The organism is Coleofasciculus sp. FACHB-542 (genome assembly GCF_014695825.1).
In the GTDB taxonomy this organism is placed as follows: Bacteria; Cyanobacteriota; Cyanobacteriia; order Cyanobacteriales; family FACHB-T130; genus FACHB-T130.
On the sequence record NZ_JACJPB010000043.1, the window covers coordinates 1 to 20,535 of the forward strand.

Here is a 20,535-nt window from a genome sequence, read left to right on the forward strand (position 1 = left end):
AAAGGCTTTCGCACCGCCCAGCCGAAACTCGTTACCTGAGAGAAATTATTTTTGGCAAACGTCACCGCCGGAGATATTACCAAATTAGTAAGACGAATACTCCCGATCCAACCGGAGAGGAAAGTTGGTACATTAGGACCAATTTTTCAATTGATTTGTCACCGAATGTAGCTGAGTTATATAGTTTACGAAACTGGATTGAATATGGTTTTAAGCAAGTTAAAAATGAACTAGGCTGGGCGGATTTTAGACTGACTGACTATGAAAGTATTGAACGGTGGTGGGAAATCGTTTTTAGCGCCTATCTTTTAGTCAGCATTCAGGCTGCCTCATTTCAATTTTTACCCCAATCAAGCCCAACATCTACATCATTAGTGCCAGACTCAAGTGACTCCAATATTTCTCAACATAGTCAACATCCTGATTGGGAGTCTGGTACGACCTGGAAGAGTTCATTGAATAACCTGAGATTAATTATTCAACCTTATATCTTCTACTGTTTGATTCGACCTTGGCTACAAGTATTTAACATTCCTGGGATGAAACGTTGCTTTTTGAAATTAATTCACTTCATGAATGATTTTCGCGCTTCTCCTGTCAGTTTCCCTATTGCTAGTTGAATCTATTCCTGATTCTCCTCTCCCCCTAGTAACAAAAGAGGGATCAATCCGAGCAAGGTGTATACTAGCCCTTGGGCTAAGGGCAAGAATTGTAGACATTGTTCTTGCTATCTTTTGGTTTCATGCCCTTTTCTCTCATTTCTGGCTACTGTTTGGCAACTAGAGCATTTGTACTGGTGCAAGATGTGAGTCAACCGAGAACCGCGATAAACAGCGTTGACGAGTTCTCCAAAGAAGGCGATCGCTTTTGGCAATTATTTAGTACATTTATACTATTTACACACCAAGCTTTGAGACACTCGTATGGAACTCATCCAACGGACTACGCTTCTCTACCAAGCCGGGAGTTCAGATAAAGTCTACGAAGTCGATCTCTGCAAGACAGGTGAAAACCGCTACCTCGTTAACTTCCGCTACGGACGACGCGGTACAACTCTCAAGGAAGGTACAAAGACGGTTCAGGCTGTACCTTTAGCCCAAGCGCAGCGAGTGTTCGATAAGCTGGTTGACTCCCAAATTCAGAAGGGCTATCGGGATGTCACCGCTGGGGCAGTTAGCGAGCCAGCTGCACCCGCACCAGTCCAAACTGCAAGTAATGTACCAATCACCAGCGACCCACGCCACCAAGCCATCCTCAACCGTTTGGCGAACCGGGACAATCGGAAATGGCCTCTGGAACGGGCAATTTGGCGGGCTGGCGAACTTAAAATTAGAGAAGCTACGCCGTTGTTAATTCAACTCATTGGAACTGGCGAAGCTTTGAGAGATTATTGCATCGCTTGGGCGTTGGGTTGGTGTGGGGATGAGAGCACCATTCCCTTTGTCAGGGAACTTTCCCAGCATAAATCTGTTGCTGAATTCGTCTGCCGCATCGCCTGGGAAGCACTATTTAAATTATCAGATGAACAGACACAAGGGCAGATGCGTTCTGAGAAGATAGAACAACTGCCCTTAGAGTTGCGCGATTTAGCCCGAAATGGAACAGCAGAAACATTTGCAACTACACTTCGCGATTATTTAAATAGCAGCGATTACAGGCGTTTTTCCGTTCTCGATACTATTTATCAAATTGATAACCAATACGTGCGTCCAGCACTACTCGATATTTTATGCGAAACACCTTTTAAATCTAACTACTTCCAGCGAATTCGCCATATTTTCAAGATGGCTGAGTATCGCCATGATGCAGAAGTTTTCGGAATCCTTGCTTATGCCTTTGAGAAAGAACCGGGGACGTTTAATAATCAGCAAACGGGTTGGCAATGGGACTCAGTGAAGCGCGAATATTATAGTACCGGGAAACGTCACACTGAAGAACTCAAGAGTCCGCAGTCGAAAAAAGCTTACAGCCAACAAACTCGTGAATATCTGCGGCGGCGAGTTTGGCGTACTCTTAAAACTTTGGGTGAAGAAAGCGATTCTAACTATATCAATCTTGCAGTCAATATTCTCCTACAGTATTCGGATGATGACGCTCAACCAGCCAAGCAGTCAACTTTCAGGAGATGGAACGGACAACGCCGTTCCTATGAAAGCTTTACTAGAGGTTGGGATACTTATGCTGGCTACCTAATTTTTAATCATATTCTTTACGAAAACAGTCCCCGCTATGCCTCCCATCCTAAAGCATGGCGTTGTCAAGATGGTTACAAACCGGGAGATCCAGAACCGCAAGTAAGAGAAGAAGCTTTTTCCGAACTTTGGCAGCAAAACCCAGCAGCACTTGTACAGTTATTAATAGAAAGTGATTGCCGTCCCGTTCATCATTTTGCAGTTAAAGCGTTGCGCGTCTGCAAAGAATTTTGCGATAGCCTTGACACAGACACATTAATCAAATTCCTGAATAAACCTTACGAAATAACCGCCGAATTCGGCTTTTTACTGGCACGCGATCGCTACGACCCCGCCCAGCCCAACAGTACATTAGTCCTGGCTCTTGCTAATTGTGCATTCCCAGAAGCACGTACACAAGCCTATCGTTGGATCGAACAGCAACGAGAATTCTTTTTTGAATCCAGCGACTTTATCGCGGGTTTAGTGACCAGTCAACAAGCTGATACCCGTGCTTTTGCGCGAAGGTTACTAAGTTCATCAATTTTAACCGATACCACCCCCAGGGTACTCATCGGAAGAATTATTGCTGCTGTGTTGGCACTAGAACCTACGCAAACAGATAGTTCAAGAGAAATTAGTGAAACTTTGTTGCTCTGTTTTGCGCCGCAACTGCGTAATTTGGGGTTTGGTGTAATCCTTGATTTACTTAATCACCCGATGCAGGAAATTCAAGAATTAGGTGCAAGAATTCTATTAAATCATGATATTCGTGCTGTTGATCTACCGCCAGATTTAATTGAATTACTTCTTGCCTCTCCTTATGAGTCAGTACGCGGTATTGGGGTGAGGATTTTTGGACAACTACCTGATGAGAGATTGTTAAGCGATCGCATCCTCATCGTCTCAATGGCAATTAACGCTGTCGCTGATATTCGTAATGCAATCCGTCCTGTGATTCGGCGTTTAGCAACCAATCAACTCAATTTTAGTGCCGAGTTAGCGGCTGACTTGATTGATATCTTAATTACGCCAGAAAGACACGAAGGTGTTCACAAATATTTATTGGGTTTGTTACGAGAAGATATCCCCGGATGGATGTCTAACATCAGCAAAGAACGTGCGATGCAACTTCTTCGCGCTAAATCATCAGTTGCCCAAGAATTGGGGGGTTTGGTGTTGCAAGAAAATAGCGCTCGCTTTCTTCCCGACTTCGAGACAAGTGAGATTGTCAAGCTGGCAAATCACGAAATTTTATCAGTGCGTGAAGCCGCAAGAGAGATGTTTTTAAAAACATTAAACCGTATCCGCACCAACTCCCAAGAAATGTTATCAGCAGTGCGACTACTAGAGTCAAAGTGGGATGATTCGCGAGAATTTGCATCTAGAATTTTTAGCACAGATTTCACCAATGAAGATTGGACTCCAGAAGTAATGGTTAGCGTCTGCGACAGCATTCGCGAAGATGTCCGTTTTTTTGGGCGCGATTTAGTAACTCGCAACTTCAAAGAAACCGATGGACAAGAATACCTACTCAAATTCAGTGAACATCCCTCAACGGATATGCAGACCTTTGCTACTAACTATTTAGAAAACCATGCTGTAAATAATTATCAAGGCTTGCGACAACTAACGCCATACTTTATCAGCGTTTTGTCCGGTGTCAATCGCGGAAGAGTTGCCAAACAAAGAATATTTGCCTTTCTAGATACCGAAGCCCAAAAAAGTGAAGAAGCTGCACAAATTGTAGCTGGAATTCTCACTCGACAATCTGTCACAATGGCAATTGGCGACAAAGCCACTGCGATTCAGATAATGCTGAAAATTCAAAAAGCTTATCCTCAGATATCCTTACCGATTCAGGTAAAACCTATTTCCCAAGTCAGAAACTAAAGCCAAACATAAACCTTCCTCTCTGTTTCTTATATTCGCGTCTTGGCACTTCATTCTCCCTCCCTAAAAGCCATTAAATATCCTACCTTTTTTCTTAGCGCCTTCAGTGCTTCTGCGGTTCGTTAAATCTACTTTCTCCCACTTCCTACAAGTCAAACCTTATGGAATTTAACTACGCCTACAACGGAAGTACATCTGTTAATGAAAGCGGTGCAAACACCCAGATGTCCTTTTCTCCCGATATTAAACGCGAACCCACGTACTTTATTGGAGAATTGCGTCAGAATGTCGCCTTTCGGGAAGCGATTAGTGCCTTGCATGATGTTGTCGTCTCCGATATGCGGTTCAAACCCAAAGACAAAACGGCATATAAAGAATGGGCAGCAAAACAGCAGGATCTGGACTGGCAACTCATCGCCGCACAACGCCAAGAAGTTGCGAATCAAATCAAGCCCTTGCAGGATGAACTTAATCAATTAAGCCAGCATAGTTACCAGCGTCGGGAACCTTTTTACAAGGCACAACGCCGCTATTTTGATTACCTTTATCAAAAAGACCGCGATGCTTGGTTTGTCCTCGACCCGGTGATTACAGTTCATCCCGATGAAGTATTTTTTGAATGTTTCAGTCAAGATGAATCCAGTTATGGGCGTCTCGGTGCCAGCTACGAAGTCTTTAAGAATATCAACGAGTTTGCCTGCGGTACGACTAATATTGATTACTCAGCGGCACTTTACGACGAGTTTCAAAAAATCCGCAGTTACAAAAACACCAAATTTGAAATAGATCCCTCTGGTTTTGAAGTTCAAACTACCCACGAAGAAACTTTTAAAGAAGTCAAAATCGATTTACCCGACAGTTGGGTAAGAGGCTTTTTGCAAGTTAGTTCTGCGATGTCTTTACCAGCAACGCGAGTTGATTTGCATCCGATGGATATTTACAATATGTGCTTTGTGCTGCGTCGCCACAAGGAGAAGCAAGGGCCTCGCAGTATGCGCTACCATCTTAAACCTGGGGAACCCGTGCGGATAACGTTTGATCCGTGGGGAATTGAAATCGTTTGTGCGCGATCGCTCTACACTGGATCGCAATCACAAGAAATCCGCGTTTGGGGACGCCGCCGCCTCCACATCCTCGAACGTCTCATCCCCGTGGCGAAAAAGTTTACCGTTCACCTACTCGGTACGGGTATGCCTTCCTTCTATGTCGCTGACTTAGGCGATATGTCCTTTACCCTCGGTTTATCGGGATGGACGGCAAACGACTGGTCGCAATCTGGTAACTTTGACTTAATGGCACCCCGCGCCGACATCGACAAATGGACGCAGCAACAAATTTTCGAGGCGCTGAAGAAGAATTGGGTAGAAAGTCCCGATTCGCTTGCGGAACGCCTTGGTTTAAACCGTGCCGTAGTTCTCGGTGCTTTAAGTGCTTATACGCAAGCCGGACGTGCGATTTACGACTTAAACAAGCAAGTTTATCGAGTGCGGGAACTGACGCGAGAACCTTTGCCAATGGAACGGTTGCGCTTTGCCAACGAGCGAGAAGAGAAGGCAACCCGTTTCTTGGTTTACAATGCTGTGCAGGTGACTAATGTTACTAGCGATGCCACGAGAGCGTTTACTCTGCAAGGTAATGTTTCAGACAAAGGTAAAACCTTGAATCCTTCATTGACAGTTGACGCAGACGAGCGTATAATAGCCGCAGAATGTACTTGCAACTGGCATCAACAGAATAAACTGTACAAAGGCCCTTGCGAACACATTCTGGCGTTGCGAATGCAACACGCCCGTCAGTATTGACGAATCACGCGCACCTAATCAGTTGGTAAACAGCCTTGCAATCCGGACGATGGATCGTCGTCCTTGCGTTTAGCTTAGCCATGCACCACTAGCCTGCTCTTAACTGTGCGGTCATTCAGGGCTACCCCCTTTTCCGGTGGGACTTCCCTGAAGTGTAAGAAGGGGGTAGCCCTGAGACCGCTTGAGTTGAGCAATCTAGTCCAGAGGGATTTACGAAGGGGCAACCAACTGACAGCGGCGCGTGATTTTATTATTTTTAGCTACCAACGCCCCCACAAGCTGAAGTCTGGGGCTATACAAAAAAGTCCACCTGCGCGGACTAGATAAATATCCTCATCGTTCCCAGTCAGATGTTGGGAATGCTTTTCGGAAACCCCAGCCTCCATTACTACCAGGTTTCAGGGATTATTCCCCGATTGCTATTAAGTACATCTGTACTATAATGTTCAAAATGGTATCGCTACTTCAACCCCAACAAATATGTCAGATCAGCCTCGTACCCGCCAGGAACTCTACGATCGCATCCGACAAACGGGAAAAGAGGAATTCATCCTCGAAGAGATGATACGTTATGGGTTCTGGCCTGCACAAGGTGAGATACCGCAAGATCCAGCCGATGACATTCGGCGGATGGGAGAGATCCGGAGAGAACTGGATGAACTGCGACAGCAGAGTTCGCGTCTTCACAACGAAAAAGAACTTCGCAAGCAGCTACTCAAGCAACGCCTCGCCGAGTCGCGGCGAAAGCGACAGGAGACGAAAGAACGGCGGGAACGGGAAAGGCAAGAACGAGCGGAAGAGTGGCGGCAAAGAAAAGAGCGAGAAATCCTTTATCTCGGTGAAGATGTCTCAGGTGGACTTAACTATACTGAGTGCGATGAGGAAAGGTTGCGAAGTTATGGATTACCTTTGTGCGGTACACCCTACGAAATTGCCGCTGCAATGGGAATTACTGTGGGACAATTGCGCTTTCTCGCTTTTTCCCGCAAGACTTCGACAATTTCTCACTATATCCGCTTCAAGATTCCTAAAAAAACGGGTGGAGAACGGCTGATTTCGGCACCGATGCCACGCTTGAAGCAGGCGCAGCATTGGATTTTGGGAAATATTTTGGAAAAGCTGGAACTGCACGATGCAGCTCATGGTTTTAGACGCGATCGCTCTATTGTCAGCAACGCTCAACCTCACGTAAAACGCGACGTAATTATCAATTTTGACCTGAAAGATTTCTTCCCCTCAATTTCCTATAAGCGAGTTAAAGGACTTTTTCAATCATTCGGTTATTCGGAAGCTGCGGCAACAATTTTCGGCTTGCTGTGTACTCAACCGGATATCGAGGAGGTTGAATTAGACGGCAAAACTTATTATGTAGCACTCACCGATCGACATTTACCCCAAGGTTCGCCAGCTTCTCCAGCAATTACGAATCTAATGTGTCGCCGCTTAGATCGACGGCTTACCAGTATGGCTGACGAATTGGGTTTTGTTTATACTCGCTACGCTGACGATTTAACTTTTTCGGCTTCTGGTGATAGCCTCCGAAATATCTGCAACATTCTCAAACGCACTCAGTCAATCGTGGCTTATGAAGGGTTTTCGATTAACGAACAAAAAACTAGAATATTACGGAAAAATCGGCAGCATGAAGTTACTGGAATTGTAGTAAATGATTATCCAAATGTTTCTAAAAAAGAGCTAAAACGTTTTCGTGCTACTTTGTTCCAAATTGAGAAAGAGGGCTTGGAAGGTAAGCATTGGGGAAATTCTGATAATGTGATGTCTTCGATTCAGGGTTATGCCAATTTTGTCGCTATGGTTAATCCGCAAAAGGGTGTTGAGTTTCAAGAGCAAATTCGACGAATTCGAGATAAATACAGACGGTAATACTGAAAAAAATATCACGTGTTAGGGATATATCTGTAGGGGCATGGCATTGCTATGCCTCTACAAGTTTTGATTTTGTTGGAAGTTGAAAAATATGCAATTTTCTCCATAAAAAATCGGAAATTTCCATCTCTACTCTTGTAGTTTATCTAAGTCACAAATCAAAAAAACGGTATTCTCGACTCGACGCTAGAAACTGCACAAAATATCTAGAGGACGCTACAAATGAAAGCAACTTACTCCCTGAGTCAATCGCTTATTGCAGCCGCTACCCCGTCCACTGTAGACCTGATTGTTAGTTTCAAGGCTGAAGAAGAAACCTGCAACAAAGTACCGCGTCTTCCGCTTAATTTGAGTGTAGTAATTGATAGATCGGGTTCGATGGCGGGAGCGCCACTTAAGAATGCTATTCAAGCTGCACAAAGGCTTGTGGAATATTTGACACCGGAGGATTTTCTTTCAGTTGTAATTTATGACGATACGCCGGAAACGATTCTTCAGCACCAACTGGTTCAGGATAAAGCTGTCATTCGTTCGCTAATTGGTAAAGTAAAAGCTGGCGGGTGTACTAACTTGAGTGGCGGCTGGTTGATGGGATGCGACAATGTAAAATCTCAGCAGTCCACAGAACGCATCAATCGCGTTTTATTATTAACAGATGGACAGGCAAATGTTGGGATTACCGATTCTCAGGTATTAATTAACACTGCAAGACAACAAGCTGAACAAGGAATCATTACAACAACTTTAGGGTTTGGAACTTATTTTAATGAAGATTTGCTCATCGGTATGGCAAATGCTGCCGGGGGAAACTTCTATTTCATCCAATCGCCTGACGATGCTACTGATGTATTCAGAATCGAACTAGAAAGCCTCACGTCTGTTGTCGCGCAAAATCTGACGGTGACGCTGCAACCAGAGGATTCTGTACAAATTACCGGGATTCTCAACAATTACCGATCCAATCCGATTGGCAACAATCTGGAAGTTTTCTGCGGCGATGTTTATGAGGTAGAAAATAAGCAGTTAGCTGTAGAATTGTCAATACATCCGCAAGCAAATCTTGGGGTAAAAAATATTGCCACCGTTGCTTATAAATATCAAGCGGTTGTCGATGGCAGCATTCAACAATTCACTGACGAAATCCCGATTAGCCTAACCGTTGCTGATGCTGAGTCAGCCAACAATGTGCAGCCAAATGCAGCGGTTGTAGAGCAAACAAGTAAGCTGAGGATTGGTAAGGTAAAAGATGAAGCGATCGCACTCGCTGACAAAGGAGATTATACCGCCGCATCCCAGAAACTTCGCAAGACAATTGAGGATCTCAAGCTCAAAGCATTGCATGAATCCTTTGAAGTTGCCGAAGAGATGGAACAACTGGATTATTATGCACAACGCCTGGAGAGCAAAAAGTTTGATAGTGTCAGTCGCAAGGAGATGCGAGATCAATCTTACCAAGCTCTTACACGCGATCGCGGCGATTTGAAATTACGCGGACTTGCTGCGAGTGCCAACAGCTTACAGGCGGTTTCCAGCGTGGATGCGGGAGTTTTGGTGAAATGCGATCGCATTAGTGGTAAGTTGCGGATTCACGTCATTTCTGACGGTTACAATCCTGATTTTAATGTGCAATTCCCTCGTAATATTCGGGAAGAAGGTGTCACCTACATTGTTGATGAAATTAATCTATCTGCTAACGGTAGCTTTTATCGCGTCTCCGGTAACATTCGCCGCTTAGTGCAACCTGGACAAGAACGCGCCGCATCATCTCAAAATGGTACATCTTCTTCCAGCCCAAAACGACAAAAGCTGAATGCACCTGCTTCTGCTGCCGATTTAGAAACAATTGATACTGTAGGTGATGGAGTTCTCGTGCAGTGTGTGAAAGAAGGCAGTAAATTGAGAGCGAGAGTCGTGTCCGATGGGTACGATCCTAACTACAATATCCGCTTTCCCCGCGACATTCGCGAAGAAAATGTTCTTTATGTTGTTGATGAAGTGGAAGAAGCTAAGAATGGGGGGTCTTATGTTGCTTATGGGAAGATTCGCAGGTTAGTTCAATAGGACTGTTTTTTTAACGTTGAGCAATATAGAGATACACAAAGCTAAAGTGACTAATGCTACCCCTGCCAAGGTGTTTTTGATCAACTAGGATAAAATTCATAAATCTGATGATTGCGTGGGGTCGGTTAGCAACAGCGTAACCCAGTAAGCAGAGAAATTCACTGACAACACAATCATTCTCAATTCATAGTCAATTAGCTAGACTGAAATAACCTAACTTCGTTGAACTCACCTTGACTGGGGTAAGTGAGTAACGCTTACTTTGCTTAAAGATAACTGAGGACTATGGAATATGTTTAAGCTAGTTTGGACAAACGACGCACCAGATCCATACCATCTTGCTATACTCTAGCAAGGAGTGAATGTTTGGAATGCTTGGCGTGGAATGAATTCACAAATCATACCTAGCTTCCATAGAGCCAATCTCAGCAAAGAAAACCTTAGTAATACAAATTTCAAAAGAGCTGAATTTAAGGAGGCTAATCTTCAAGGAGCTAACCTCAGCGGAGTAGTTCTTGGAAAAGCTATTCTAAGCAAAGCCGATCTCAGTGAAGCCGATCTCACTGGAGCCGGATTATATGAGGCGGATCTTAGTGGAGCCAACCTTACGGGTGCGAACCTTAGCTTTGCTCACTTCAATAATACAAAGCTTAGTAACGCCAAACTCATAAAAGCTAGACTTATTGGAACTAAAATAGCTGACGCTAACTGTGGTTCTGTGAATTTCAGCTATGCTGATTTTCAAGGTATTGAGAGTTTTAGGAGTATTTTTAATGAAGCTGATTTTAGCAATGCTACTTTCAAAAATGCGCTTTTTTTGGGAGCCAAATTATACAGGGCAAATTTCAAAAAAGCTATTTTGAATTGCGTCAAAATGCCCAGAGCTTATCTACAGGAAGCCGAATTTAGCAATGCTACTATCATAGGAGTAGATTTTAGTGGTGCTGATCTTAGTAACGCTAATTTTAGTGGTGCTGATCTTACAAACGCTAATTTAAGCGATGCTAATCTTAGTAACACTAACCTGACTGGTGCAATTCTCGATGGAGCTTGCTTAGTCAGAGTAAAAGCATTAGCAACAGACTTTACAGGAGCAAAGCTTACAGGAGCCTGTATAGAAGACTGGCACCCTAACGGTGATACAAAGTTTAATAATATTGCTTGCGAGTACATCTATCGAAAAGAAGACAATCAAGAACTTCATCCGAGCGGTGGAAGAAAATTTGCACCCGAAGAGTTTGCTGCATTCTGCAAAGAAGAACAAGACAAGGATAAAAGGCGTTATACATACACCTCAACACGTCTCCAAAAAGATAAGCCTGAAGAGAATTTGAAAAGTCTAGCAAAGTTAATAGATGTTTCTAAAGTTGAAGCAATATTTGACCCTTATCTGGATAATTCAGCTCTAGACAATCTCTCAAAGTTAGTAAGTTTTGGAGTTTCTATTTCTCCGGATTTAAGAGTTCTGACTTCTAATAAAGTTTTGAACCCAAACAGACCAAGACTAACAAATACTCATGCAAAAAAATTTTTAAAAAATTTCTCATATTCAGGAGAAATTCAGATACTTCAATCCGACAAAGAACATCGCCGTTTTATGCTCTTGAGCGATAAAACAAGTCTCATTATTGGACTATCTCTTAATGATGTATCCAAAAATGAAGCAGCGTATGTGGAATCTGATAGAGAAGATTTAGTGTTCTTTGATTCGGAGTGGAAAACGGCTCAACAAATATAACATAACCTAAATTCAAGAGAACTTTGGCAACCCCTATACTTTGGTAGAGTTGAGCCTTCACCCATCCAATTCCAAAAATTACGCCATTTAAAAATAATTGTAGGTTGGATTTGAGCAACAGAAAAACTCAACAAATACTTATAGCATTCCTATTTGTTTCGTAACAAAAGAACCACAGAAAAAGCAGTCTTATTTGTTGGGTTGAACTATCGTTCAACCCAACAAATGTAGTCGTAACTACTTAACTTTACGTTTCGTAACCTCAACCCAGCCTACTGAATCATATCTTTGAACTAAACCAATTTCTTAATATCTCCAAAAGCACGATAAAATCCGCCACGAGAAGATTCGCGCACCTCTTCCACCAGATAACGCGCACCTTCGGAGCGAATCTCCTGAGGAAATTGCACTTTCCAACTGGGATTATAACCAGGAGAAACAGCGCGAATTCTTAACTTCCCACCTTCTTTAAAGCACTCGACAATTACTCCCTGACTGGCGTTCGATGTCGTTTCTAAAGTATTAGAAGGAACGGCTGCGGCAACGGCAGTAGGTGCTTTAATGTTAATAGCCTGGGGAACTGTACCCGCTTGCGCCGCTTTGATTGCAGCTTCACTAGCATCGATGCAAGCAAGAGAACCATCGGTGGTGACGATGTAGAGATGGTCATCTATAAACTGCATGGAAAAAGCAGAACCGCAGCCAGTGGCTAGTTTCCAAAGACGCTCTCCTTGTTGAGTAAAACAATAAATTGAGGAGCAATTATCGCCTGCAAAGACATATTTACCTTCTTCAGCAGTCGCGCAAGAATAAACAGGCGCATCACATTGATAAATTGTGCTAACTTCCCCTTTCTTGGTGAAGCAATAAACTTGATTCTCACTGGTACTAGCATATACAAATGCTTCTTCTTGCCAGCCAAATAGCACCTCACCGCGAGTTTTCTGATTCCAAATCTTCGTTCCATCTTCCCAGTCATACATGGTTACGCCGTTGCTGTGACCGTGATAAATACCAATTTCATCGCAGCGCACCATCCAGCCATACTCGCCACTACTTTTTTTAGTCCATTGAGACTCATCTTCGTGATTGATAGTTGTAACATTTCCAGCGTCATCAGAAACACCGAGAATGGCATCTTTGATATCCAGCCAGAAGATATTCACATTGAGGGCAATTTCATAAGCAACACGGGGAATTTTCCCTGTCAAATCGTATACTTTGCCATCATCGCATCCCGCATAAAGCCAGCCTTCATCAGCGACAATACACTTCACGCCGTCAGGAAGACGAAACTGATTTTGCACAATTCCCGTATGGCTGAGAGCAAAAATTTGACCCGCTTGATTGCCAAACCAACAGCGCGAGTTGTCAATAAAGATACCGAAAGCAGGGGAAGAAGAGGCGAATTTCCAAACTACAGGTGCTTGGTTTGCAGTTGAGCGATCGCTCTTTATTTCCCGTCGAGTCACGGGACGTTTACTTCGCACTCCCATAACTGCTTGTTCGTAACCTTTCTTCAGTTTCTCATTAATCTTTTTGGTCGCCTCAGCTTTAGCTTTTTCCGGGGTTGGATAGGTTTTAACTTGAGTTTGTCCTGAGTCACCAATGCGACCGTAACGAATCGATACTTCCGTACCGTTGACAATTACTTCATAAAATTTGTGAGAACTACTATCTGACTCTGACAATTCTAGATACGTTTTCTCTTGAGTCATTTTTTCCTCCAATTCTGTATGTATTAATAAATATCTATCTTGCCTAAAATTTTCCATTCTTAATTCAGTATTCTGCCGTGTTAAAAGGAGAAAATTAAAATTTCAAAAATAGCATAAATCCTCTTTTAACTTTGCACTTGGCATTCATAAATGAAAATCAGTAAAATTTCAGCTCAAGCTCACTTCCTTGGATTCGTATATGTATGTCAACTTTATATCAAATAAATATAGTAATTAAAGTAGAATTAAGAAAAAAGTCCATTTGTTAACTTTTTATAAAAATTAGACATAAAACATTTTTTATTGATAAATACAGATTTATATATTTTTTGTAAAATCATTAACATCCCAGTCTTTTCGGTTGGTCTTGCAATCCTTAAAAATTCACCACTGGCAGGCGAATCTCAAGAATAAGTTTTTTGAACGAGGATTAGATGCAGTTCCAGATGGCAAGCAATGTTTTTACAAGCATTAAAATACACTTGGTTAGACTCTTTTAATCCTTTTTACTCAAACTATCTCTAACATTTGGCTACATTTATTTGGACAAGTCAACAAAGCAATTAGTATTTTAGGTTACATTTTTTAGAGTGTCAGAAAGATGACTTGCCCAAACTGTGTATACACTGATATTCACTGAGGAGCAAACTATATTTCCGTATAAATACGCTTTCAATTAATCGAATAAAGTTTTAATTTTACTTCAGCACAATAGGCTGATCTAGTGTTCACTTACAAAAAGCGTCTCTAACTGGACTGGATCGCCTACAAATCCGTAAATGGAATAATTATGAGAACAATTCCGGGATATCAGATTTTTGAGCTAATTTATGAAAGTAGCAAGTCGCTTGTGTATCGAGGATGCCGACTTCAGGATAATTTGCCTCTTATTCTTAAAGTTATCAAAGAAGACTATCCATTACCAGAAGAAATTTCTAGGTATAAGCAAGAATATGAAATTACCCGTTCGTTGAATATAGATGGTGTTGCTAAAGCGTATGATTTAAAATCATATCAAAATACTCTAGTAATGCTCTTGGAGGATTTTGGGGGTCAATCTCTAAAGATATTGATGGACAAACAAAATTTTACAGTTTTAGACGCTATGAAAATTACTATAAAAATTGTTGAAACTTTAGCTAAACTGCATAATTTAAACATTATTCACAAAGATATTAATCCATCTAATATTGTTTTTGATCCAAAAAGTAGGCAAGTCAAATTTATTGATTTTGGGATTTCCAGCGTTTTGTCGCGGGAAAACCCTACCCTAAAAAATCCCAATGTTTTAGAAGGCACTCTTGCCTATATGTCGCCAGAGCAAACTGGCAGAATGAATCGTTCGCTGGATTATCGTACTGACTTTTACTCCCTTGGCGTTACCTTCTACGAGCTTCTCACTGGCAGACTACCTTTTAATGGTACTGATGCAATAGAGTTAGTACATAATCATATTGCGCTTACGCCAATTCCGCCTCATAAGCTTAATCAAAACATTCCCAAAGCAGTTTCGGACATTGTTATGAAATTGCTGGCTAAAACTGCTGAAGATAGATATCAAAGTGCTTATGGAATTCAAGCAGATTTAGAATATTGTCTAACTCAATTAGAAATAAATAACCAACTTCCAGAGTTCTCTCCCGGTCGTCATGATATCTCTAATAAATTTCAAATCCCTGAGAAGCTCTATGGCAGAGAGCAAGAAATTAATACTTTACTAACAGCATTTGAACGAGTGAGCCAATTCTCGTTTGGTAAGCCAATGCCAGGGGATATTGAGATGATGTTGGTGTCGGGTTATTCTGGCATCGGCAAGTCATGTTTAGTGCAAGAAATTTATAAACCAATCACTCAACAGCGAGCTTATTTCATTTCAGGGAAATTTGACCAGTTTCAGCGGAGTATTCCCTATTCTGCTGTTGTCAGCGCCTTTTCTGCCTTAATCCAGCAACTTTTAACGGAAAGCGAAGCACAGCTCAACCAGTGGAAAGAAAAACTCCTAGAAGCCCTTGGCTCTAACGGGCAAATTATTATTGATGTTATTCCTGAGGTAGAACTCATTGTCGGTTCTCAGCCTAGAGTTCAAGAATTAGGGCCAACTGAATCCCAAAACCGCTTTAATTTAGTCTTTCAAAACTTTATTCGGGTATTTTGCCAACAAGAACATCCATTAGTCATCTTTCTGGATGATTTGCAGTGGGCTGACTCTGCCACGCTCAAATTGATGGAGTTGATGATGACGGATGATCAAACGCACTATCTATTTCTCATTGGAGCATATCGGGATAATGAAGTCAGCTCCACTCATCCCTTGATGATTACGCTGGATAGTTTACGCGATGATGGAGCTATCATCAACCAGATTAATCTAGCACCTTTAGAACTTGAGCATATTACCCACTTGATTGCTGACACCTTGCATACGGATAGGGAATCAGTAAGATCCTTAGCTTCCCTCATCCTGCGTAAAACAGAAGGAAATCCCTTCTTTGTCAATGAATTTCTAAAAACCCTATATCAGGAAAACCTGCTTACCTTCACCCCCCCTCAGACCTTTCTTACTCAGGGGGAAGAAGAGGCAAGTAAAGCCCTATGGCAATGGGACATCGCTCAAATTGAAGCGTTGGGTATTACTGATAATGTTGTCGAATTAATGATAGGAAAATTAAAAAAATTGCCGAATTCAACACAGCAGGCTTTACGGTTAGCAGCTTGTGTCGGCAATAGTTTCGATTTAAATACCCTGTCTATCATTTATGAGAAATCAATTTATGAAACTTTTAAAGACCTTTTGCCAGCTCTGAAAGAAGAATTAATTAAGCCTACTTCTGTGTTGGAAACGACCGAAGAGGAAGGGGTTAGTTCTCAACTATTAGTTTTTAATTATAAATTTTCACACGACCGCGTGCAACATGCAGCTTATGCACTGATTGATAACTCGCTTCAAAAAGCAGTTCATCTCAAAATTGGCAATCTCCTTTTAGCAAGTACGCCTTTGGAAGACCAGATAGAAATAATTTTTAAATTAGTCGATCATCTAAATATCGGTTCTGACTTAATTGTCGATGAAGAGGCAAAAATTGAATTAATAATATTGAATTTGGAAGCAGCTCGAAAAGCGAAAGATGCAACCGCATACAGCTCAGCACTTCACTATTTGACTGCTTGTATGAATGTTTTACCAAGCGATATTTGGGTAAAACGCTACGATCTAGCTTTTTCATTGCATAAAAAACGAGCCGAAATTGAGTATTTAAACGGTAATTTTGCTCAGGCTGAAGCCTTGCTGGATCTAACCCTATCTCAAGCAAAATCAGTTCTCGACAAAGCTGAAGTTTATAATATGCTGATTGTGCAGCATACCATGCTTGCGAAATATCAAGAGGCAATTCAAGCAGGTCGTAATGCTCTTAGTCTGCTAGGAATTGACTTACCTGAAGGGGAATTAGCAACAGCAGTTGAGCTAGAAATAGGCGAAGTTAATAAGAAATTAGAAACCCATGAGATTGGGTCTTTAATTAATTTAGAAGCAATAAAAATTCCGGAAGTAAAAGCAGCAGTCAAATTGTTAGCAAACATGGGGCCTTTAGCATATTTTGTCAATTTTGACCTTTGGCAGCTAGTTACTGTTAAAACAGTTAATCTTTCTCTCACCTATGGTTATGCATCAGGAGCAGCGTATAGCTACTCGTGTTATGGAATGATACTCAGCGCAATTTTAGGGAATTCTCACTCTGGTTATGAGTTTGGGGTCTTAGCAACTAAACTAAGTAATAAGTTTAATAATGTAGCTCAAAAATGTGCAGAATTGGTGGTTCTTGCCAATTACTTGAGCAATTGGGTGAAGCCAATTAAGTTTAGTCATACAATTAATGATGAGGCATATAAAACGGGGCTAGACTTTGGAGATTTGCAATGGGCAGGTTATACTCGTCTTCACAAAGTCATTGCTTCCTTCCATCAATGTAAAAGTTTAGAGCAAAGTTTAAAACAAATACCTCAGTCTTTGCTATTTTGCCAAAAGAGTAAAAATCAATGGGCAATTGATATAATTTTAGGTTATAAACTAGCGGTGTCGAACTTGATAGGCATGACTGCTGGAACCTTATCTTTTGAAAATGATGGGATTAGCGAATCCAACTTCTTGACAAGTTGCGAACAACATCAAAGTTCGGCGGCAATTTGTGAATTCCATATTTTAAAAGCCCAAATTCTTTACTTATACGAAAAACCGGATTTAGCTTTGAACAGTAGTTTGTTAGCTTCAAAGCTACTTACTTCTATTTTCGGTCATATCTCAGTATCTACACATAACTTTTATCACTCACTGATTCTAGTTGCTCTCTATCCGAATGCTTCAGAATCTGTACAAAAACAATCTTGCGAGACGTTAGCAGCGAATCAAAAGCAGATGAAGATTTGGGCAGACAACTGTCCAGAAAACTTTCTACACAAGTACCTGTTAGTAGAAGCTGAAATTAGTCGCATCACTGGCAATGATTTAGAGGCGATAGACTTGTATGAACGCGCCATTGAGTCCGCAAAAGAAAATGAGTTTATTCAGAATGAAGCTTTAGCGAATGAACTCGCTGCTAAGTTTTGGTTAGCGAAAGGAAAAGAGAAGTATGCTAAAGTCCATATTACAGAAGCTTATTACGGCTATCAACGTTGGGGAGCTAAGCGCAAAGTAGAAGATTTAGATGAAAAATATCCGCACTTTCTGACTAAAACATCTATTCTGCCTCGCGTTAAAGATACTCCCACGACTACTGGACATTCCTCTACGGGTAGTAGTTCTAATACGTTGGACTTCACCACTGTGATGAAAGCTAGTCAAGCGATCGCTGCTTGTATCGTGTTGGATAAGTTACTGGCTTCTTTAATGAAAATATCTATCGAGAATGCTGGCGCACAAAAAGGTTTACTACTCTTGGTAAGAGATGAAAAACTGCTGATTGAAGCCCGTTCATCGGTTGAATCAAAAGAGGTTGTTGTTCGGCAGTCAACTCCGCTTAAAGGTTGTCAAGAGTTACCTCTGACAGTGATTAATTATGTAAAAAGAACTCGCTCAGATGTGGTTCTAAATGATGCGGCTAGTGAGGGAAAGTTTATTAATGACTCTTATATAGAGCTAAATAAATTGAAGTCCGTTCTCTGTATGCCTATCCTTAATCAAGGGAAATTAATCGGTATTCTTTATTTAGAAAATAATCTGACATCCGGAGCTTTTACTCCCGATAGGATAGAAGTTTTAAGAGTACTTTCAGCTCAGGTAGCAATTTCTCTGGAAAATGCTATGCTTTACAATTCGATGGAACAAAAAGTCCAAGAGAGGACGCATGAGCTAAATGAAAAAAATGTACGGTTATCCCAAACTCTACAAGAACTTAAGCGTACTCAGACGCAATTAATTCAGACCGAGAAAATGTCTAGCTTGGGTCAATTAGTAGCGGGAGTTGCCCACGAAATTAATAACCCAGTTAACTTTATCTACGGCAACCTTGTCCACGTTAATGAATATACTCAAGACCTACTAAACCTAATGCAGCTATATGCCAAGCATTATCCCAATCCGGTGTCTGAGATTCAAGACGAAGCGGAGGCGATAGAAGTAGATTTCTTAGTTGAAGATTTACCAAAAATGCTGTCCTCGATGAAAGTGGGGGCTGACAGAATTCGTCAAATTGTCCTGAGTTTGAGGAATTTTTCGCGCCTTGATGAGGCAGAAATGAAAGAGGTCGATGTTCACTCAGGGCTAGATAGTACGTTATTAATTCTGCAAAACCGCCTGAAGGCTAAGACAGAAATTCCGGCTATTAAAGTGATTAAGGAGTATGGTTCGCTGCCGCTCATAGAGTGTTATGCAGGTCAGCTTAACCAAGTATTTATGAATCTTCTGGCTAATGCGATCGATACTTTGGAAGAAGTAATGAGTAATGATTCAAAGACAAAAGGACATTACCAGGAAATAGCCCAGGCATCTTGTTTGTCTTCATGGGAACGGAAAGAACAACATTCAGATAACCAATTGTCAACCAGCGATTACCAATTACCGACAATCCGGATTCGCACCTGTGTCGTAGACGAAAGTCGGGTTCTGATTGCCATTGCTGATAATGGCCCTGGGATGACAGAGGAAGTCAAAAAACGTATTTTCGATCCTTTCTTTACTACAAAACCGATTGGTAAAGGGACAGGGCTAGGGTTAGCAATTAGTTACCAGATTGTGGTGGAAAAACACGGCGGTCAATTGCAATGTTTTTCCACACTTGGGCAGGGAACTGAATTTATTGTTGAGATTCCGATCCGTCCGCAACATTAACCTTTGTCTTCACAAGCGGATCTCCTTTATTCAGATAGAGGACAAGCAGCATTCTCAGTAATTTTGCTTAAACATTTCTTTATGTAAAGCTCATAGTTACGCACATTCACATACGCACATTCACGGTGGACTAGGGATGTAGAGAAAGGCTACCACTGAGGGGTAAGGTTAGCGGGAAGAGATAAGTCATGCAGCTCCTAGACAATTGCTCGATTGCTACCGAGAGAAAAGTAGGACTTCACCAATTGTATGTAGAAGATATAGTGAGATGCACCACGCTATCAGAAGCAGTGCTGATGGTAAATAAGGCTTATGATTTCCACCGTCATCCTTACTTTATGTGGATGCAGGCACCCTCTACCTCACGGGCACAATTTCTTTGCACACAGCTACCAATTTGTTTTGCAATTGAGTCATTTTCGCAATCATTAGCGGCAGTTTTGGCTCGGACTCCAGTATTAGAACGGCGACTTTCGGTGATGGAAAACGTGGCTGAAGAACATGGTCACGGCAATTTATTGAACTCTCACAAATACACCTTCCGCCAATTTTTGCGGGCTTTAGGTGCCACTCCAGAAGATTTAGAAATACCCTGTCCTGCATCAGTGTTAGCTTTCAATCATTCACTTCTGGGCTACTGTCTGACGCAATCAAGTGAAGCGGGTGGAGCCGCTTTGGGGATGCTGGAGCATCTGTATTCGAGTGTTAGTGGGATGATCGCCCGCACGATTAACGAGCGAGGTTGGGCAGCGCCGGGTAGCCAGTCACACTATACTGTCCACGAGGAACTTGACGTAGAACACGCACGAGAACTACTGACTTTGGCAGAACCCAGTTGGGAGGAGCCACGCAACCGCGCTCATGTTGCTCAAGGGCTGGTGCTGGGTGCCCACTACTTATGGGCTTTGTACGAATAGTACGCTACGAAAAGAGCGATCGCTGT

At 41.9% G+C, this 20,535-nt stretch carries 9 protein-coding genes; 8 read left to right on the top strand and 1 reads right to left on the bottom strand.

Translation table 11 applies throughout. The features are described 5' to 3' along the window. The 6 genes from H6F52_RS16525 to H6F52_RS16550 all read left to right on the top strand — a co-directional run. Window positions 1-620 (top strand): transposase (locus H6F52_RS16525; RefSeq protein WP_190536120.1); only part of this gene is annotated, 620 nt, incomplete at its 5' end. Window positions 621-923: 303 nt separating this feature from the next. Then, window positions 924-4,064, top strand: coding sequence for a WGR domain-containing protein (locus H6F52_RS16530; RefSeq protein WP_190536121.1), 3,141 nt, complete (start codon window positions 924-926; stop codon window positions 4,062-4,064). Window positions 4,065-4,225: 161 nt separating this feature from the next. Further along, entirely contained in the window at window positions 4,226-5,866 is a 1,641-nt protein-coding gene (locus tag H6F52_RS16535; RefSeq protein WP_190536122.1) for an SWIM zinc finger family protein, read from the top strand. 480 nt (window positions 5,867-6,346) lie between these two features. Further along, window positions 6,347-7,750 (top strand): reverse transcriptase family protein, encoded by a 1,404-nt coding sequence (locus tag H6F52_RS16540; RefSeq protein ID WP_190536123.1) that lies wholly within the window; start codon window positions 6,347-6,349, stop codon window positions 7,748-7,750. 225 nt (window positions 7,751-7,975) lie between these two features. Continuing rightward, window positions 7,976-9,814: a VWA domain-containing protein gene (locus H6F52_RS16545; protein ID WP_190536124.1), complete on the top strand. Its 1,839-nt coding sequence runs from the start codon at window positions 7,976-7,978 to the stop codon at window positions 9,812-9,814. Window positions 9,815-10,199: 385 nt separating this feature from the next. Further along, window positions 10,200-11,552 (top strand): pentapeptide repeat-containing protein, encoded by a 1,353-nt coding sequence (locus tag H6F52_RS16550; RefSeq protein WP_190536125.1) that lies wholly within the window; start codon window positions 10,200-10,202, stop codon window positions 11,550-11,552. Window positions 11,553-11,845: 293 nt separating this feature from the next. Here the strand turns inward: H6F52_RS16550 and H6F52_RS16555 are convergent, their stop codons facing one another. Further along, window positions 11,846-13,270 (bottom strand): WGR domain-containing protein, encoded by a 1,425-nt coding sequence (locus tag H6F52_RS16555; RefSeq protein ID WP_190536126.1) that lies wholly within the window; start codon window positions 13,268-13,270, stop codon window positions 11,846-11,848. A 790-nt stretch (window positions 13,271-14,060) separates the two neighbouring features. On the opposite strand from H6F52_RS16555, the gene H6F52_RS16560 reads away from it, so the two are divergent. Further along, the gene (locus H6F52_RS16560) at window positions 14,061-19,592 is read left to right on the top strand and encodes an ATP-binding sensor histidine kinase (RefSeq protein WP_190536127.1); all 5,532 of its coding nucleotides are present in this window, start codon (window positions 14,061-14,063) and stop codon (window positions 19,590-19,592) included. A gap of 188 nt (window positions 19,593-19,780) precedes the next feature. Then, window positions 19,781-20,509, top strand: a complete 729-nt coding sequence (locus H6F52_RS16565) for an iron-containing redox enzyme family protein (RefSeq protein WP_190536128.1) — start codon at window positions 19,781-19,783, stop codon at window positions 20,507-20,509. Window positions 20,510-20,535 lie beyond the last annotated feature (26 nt).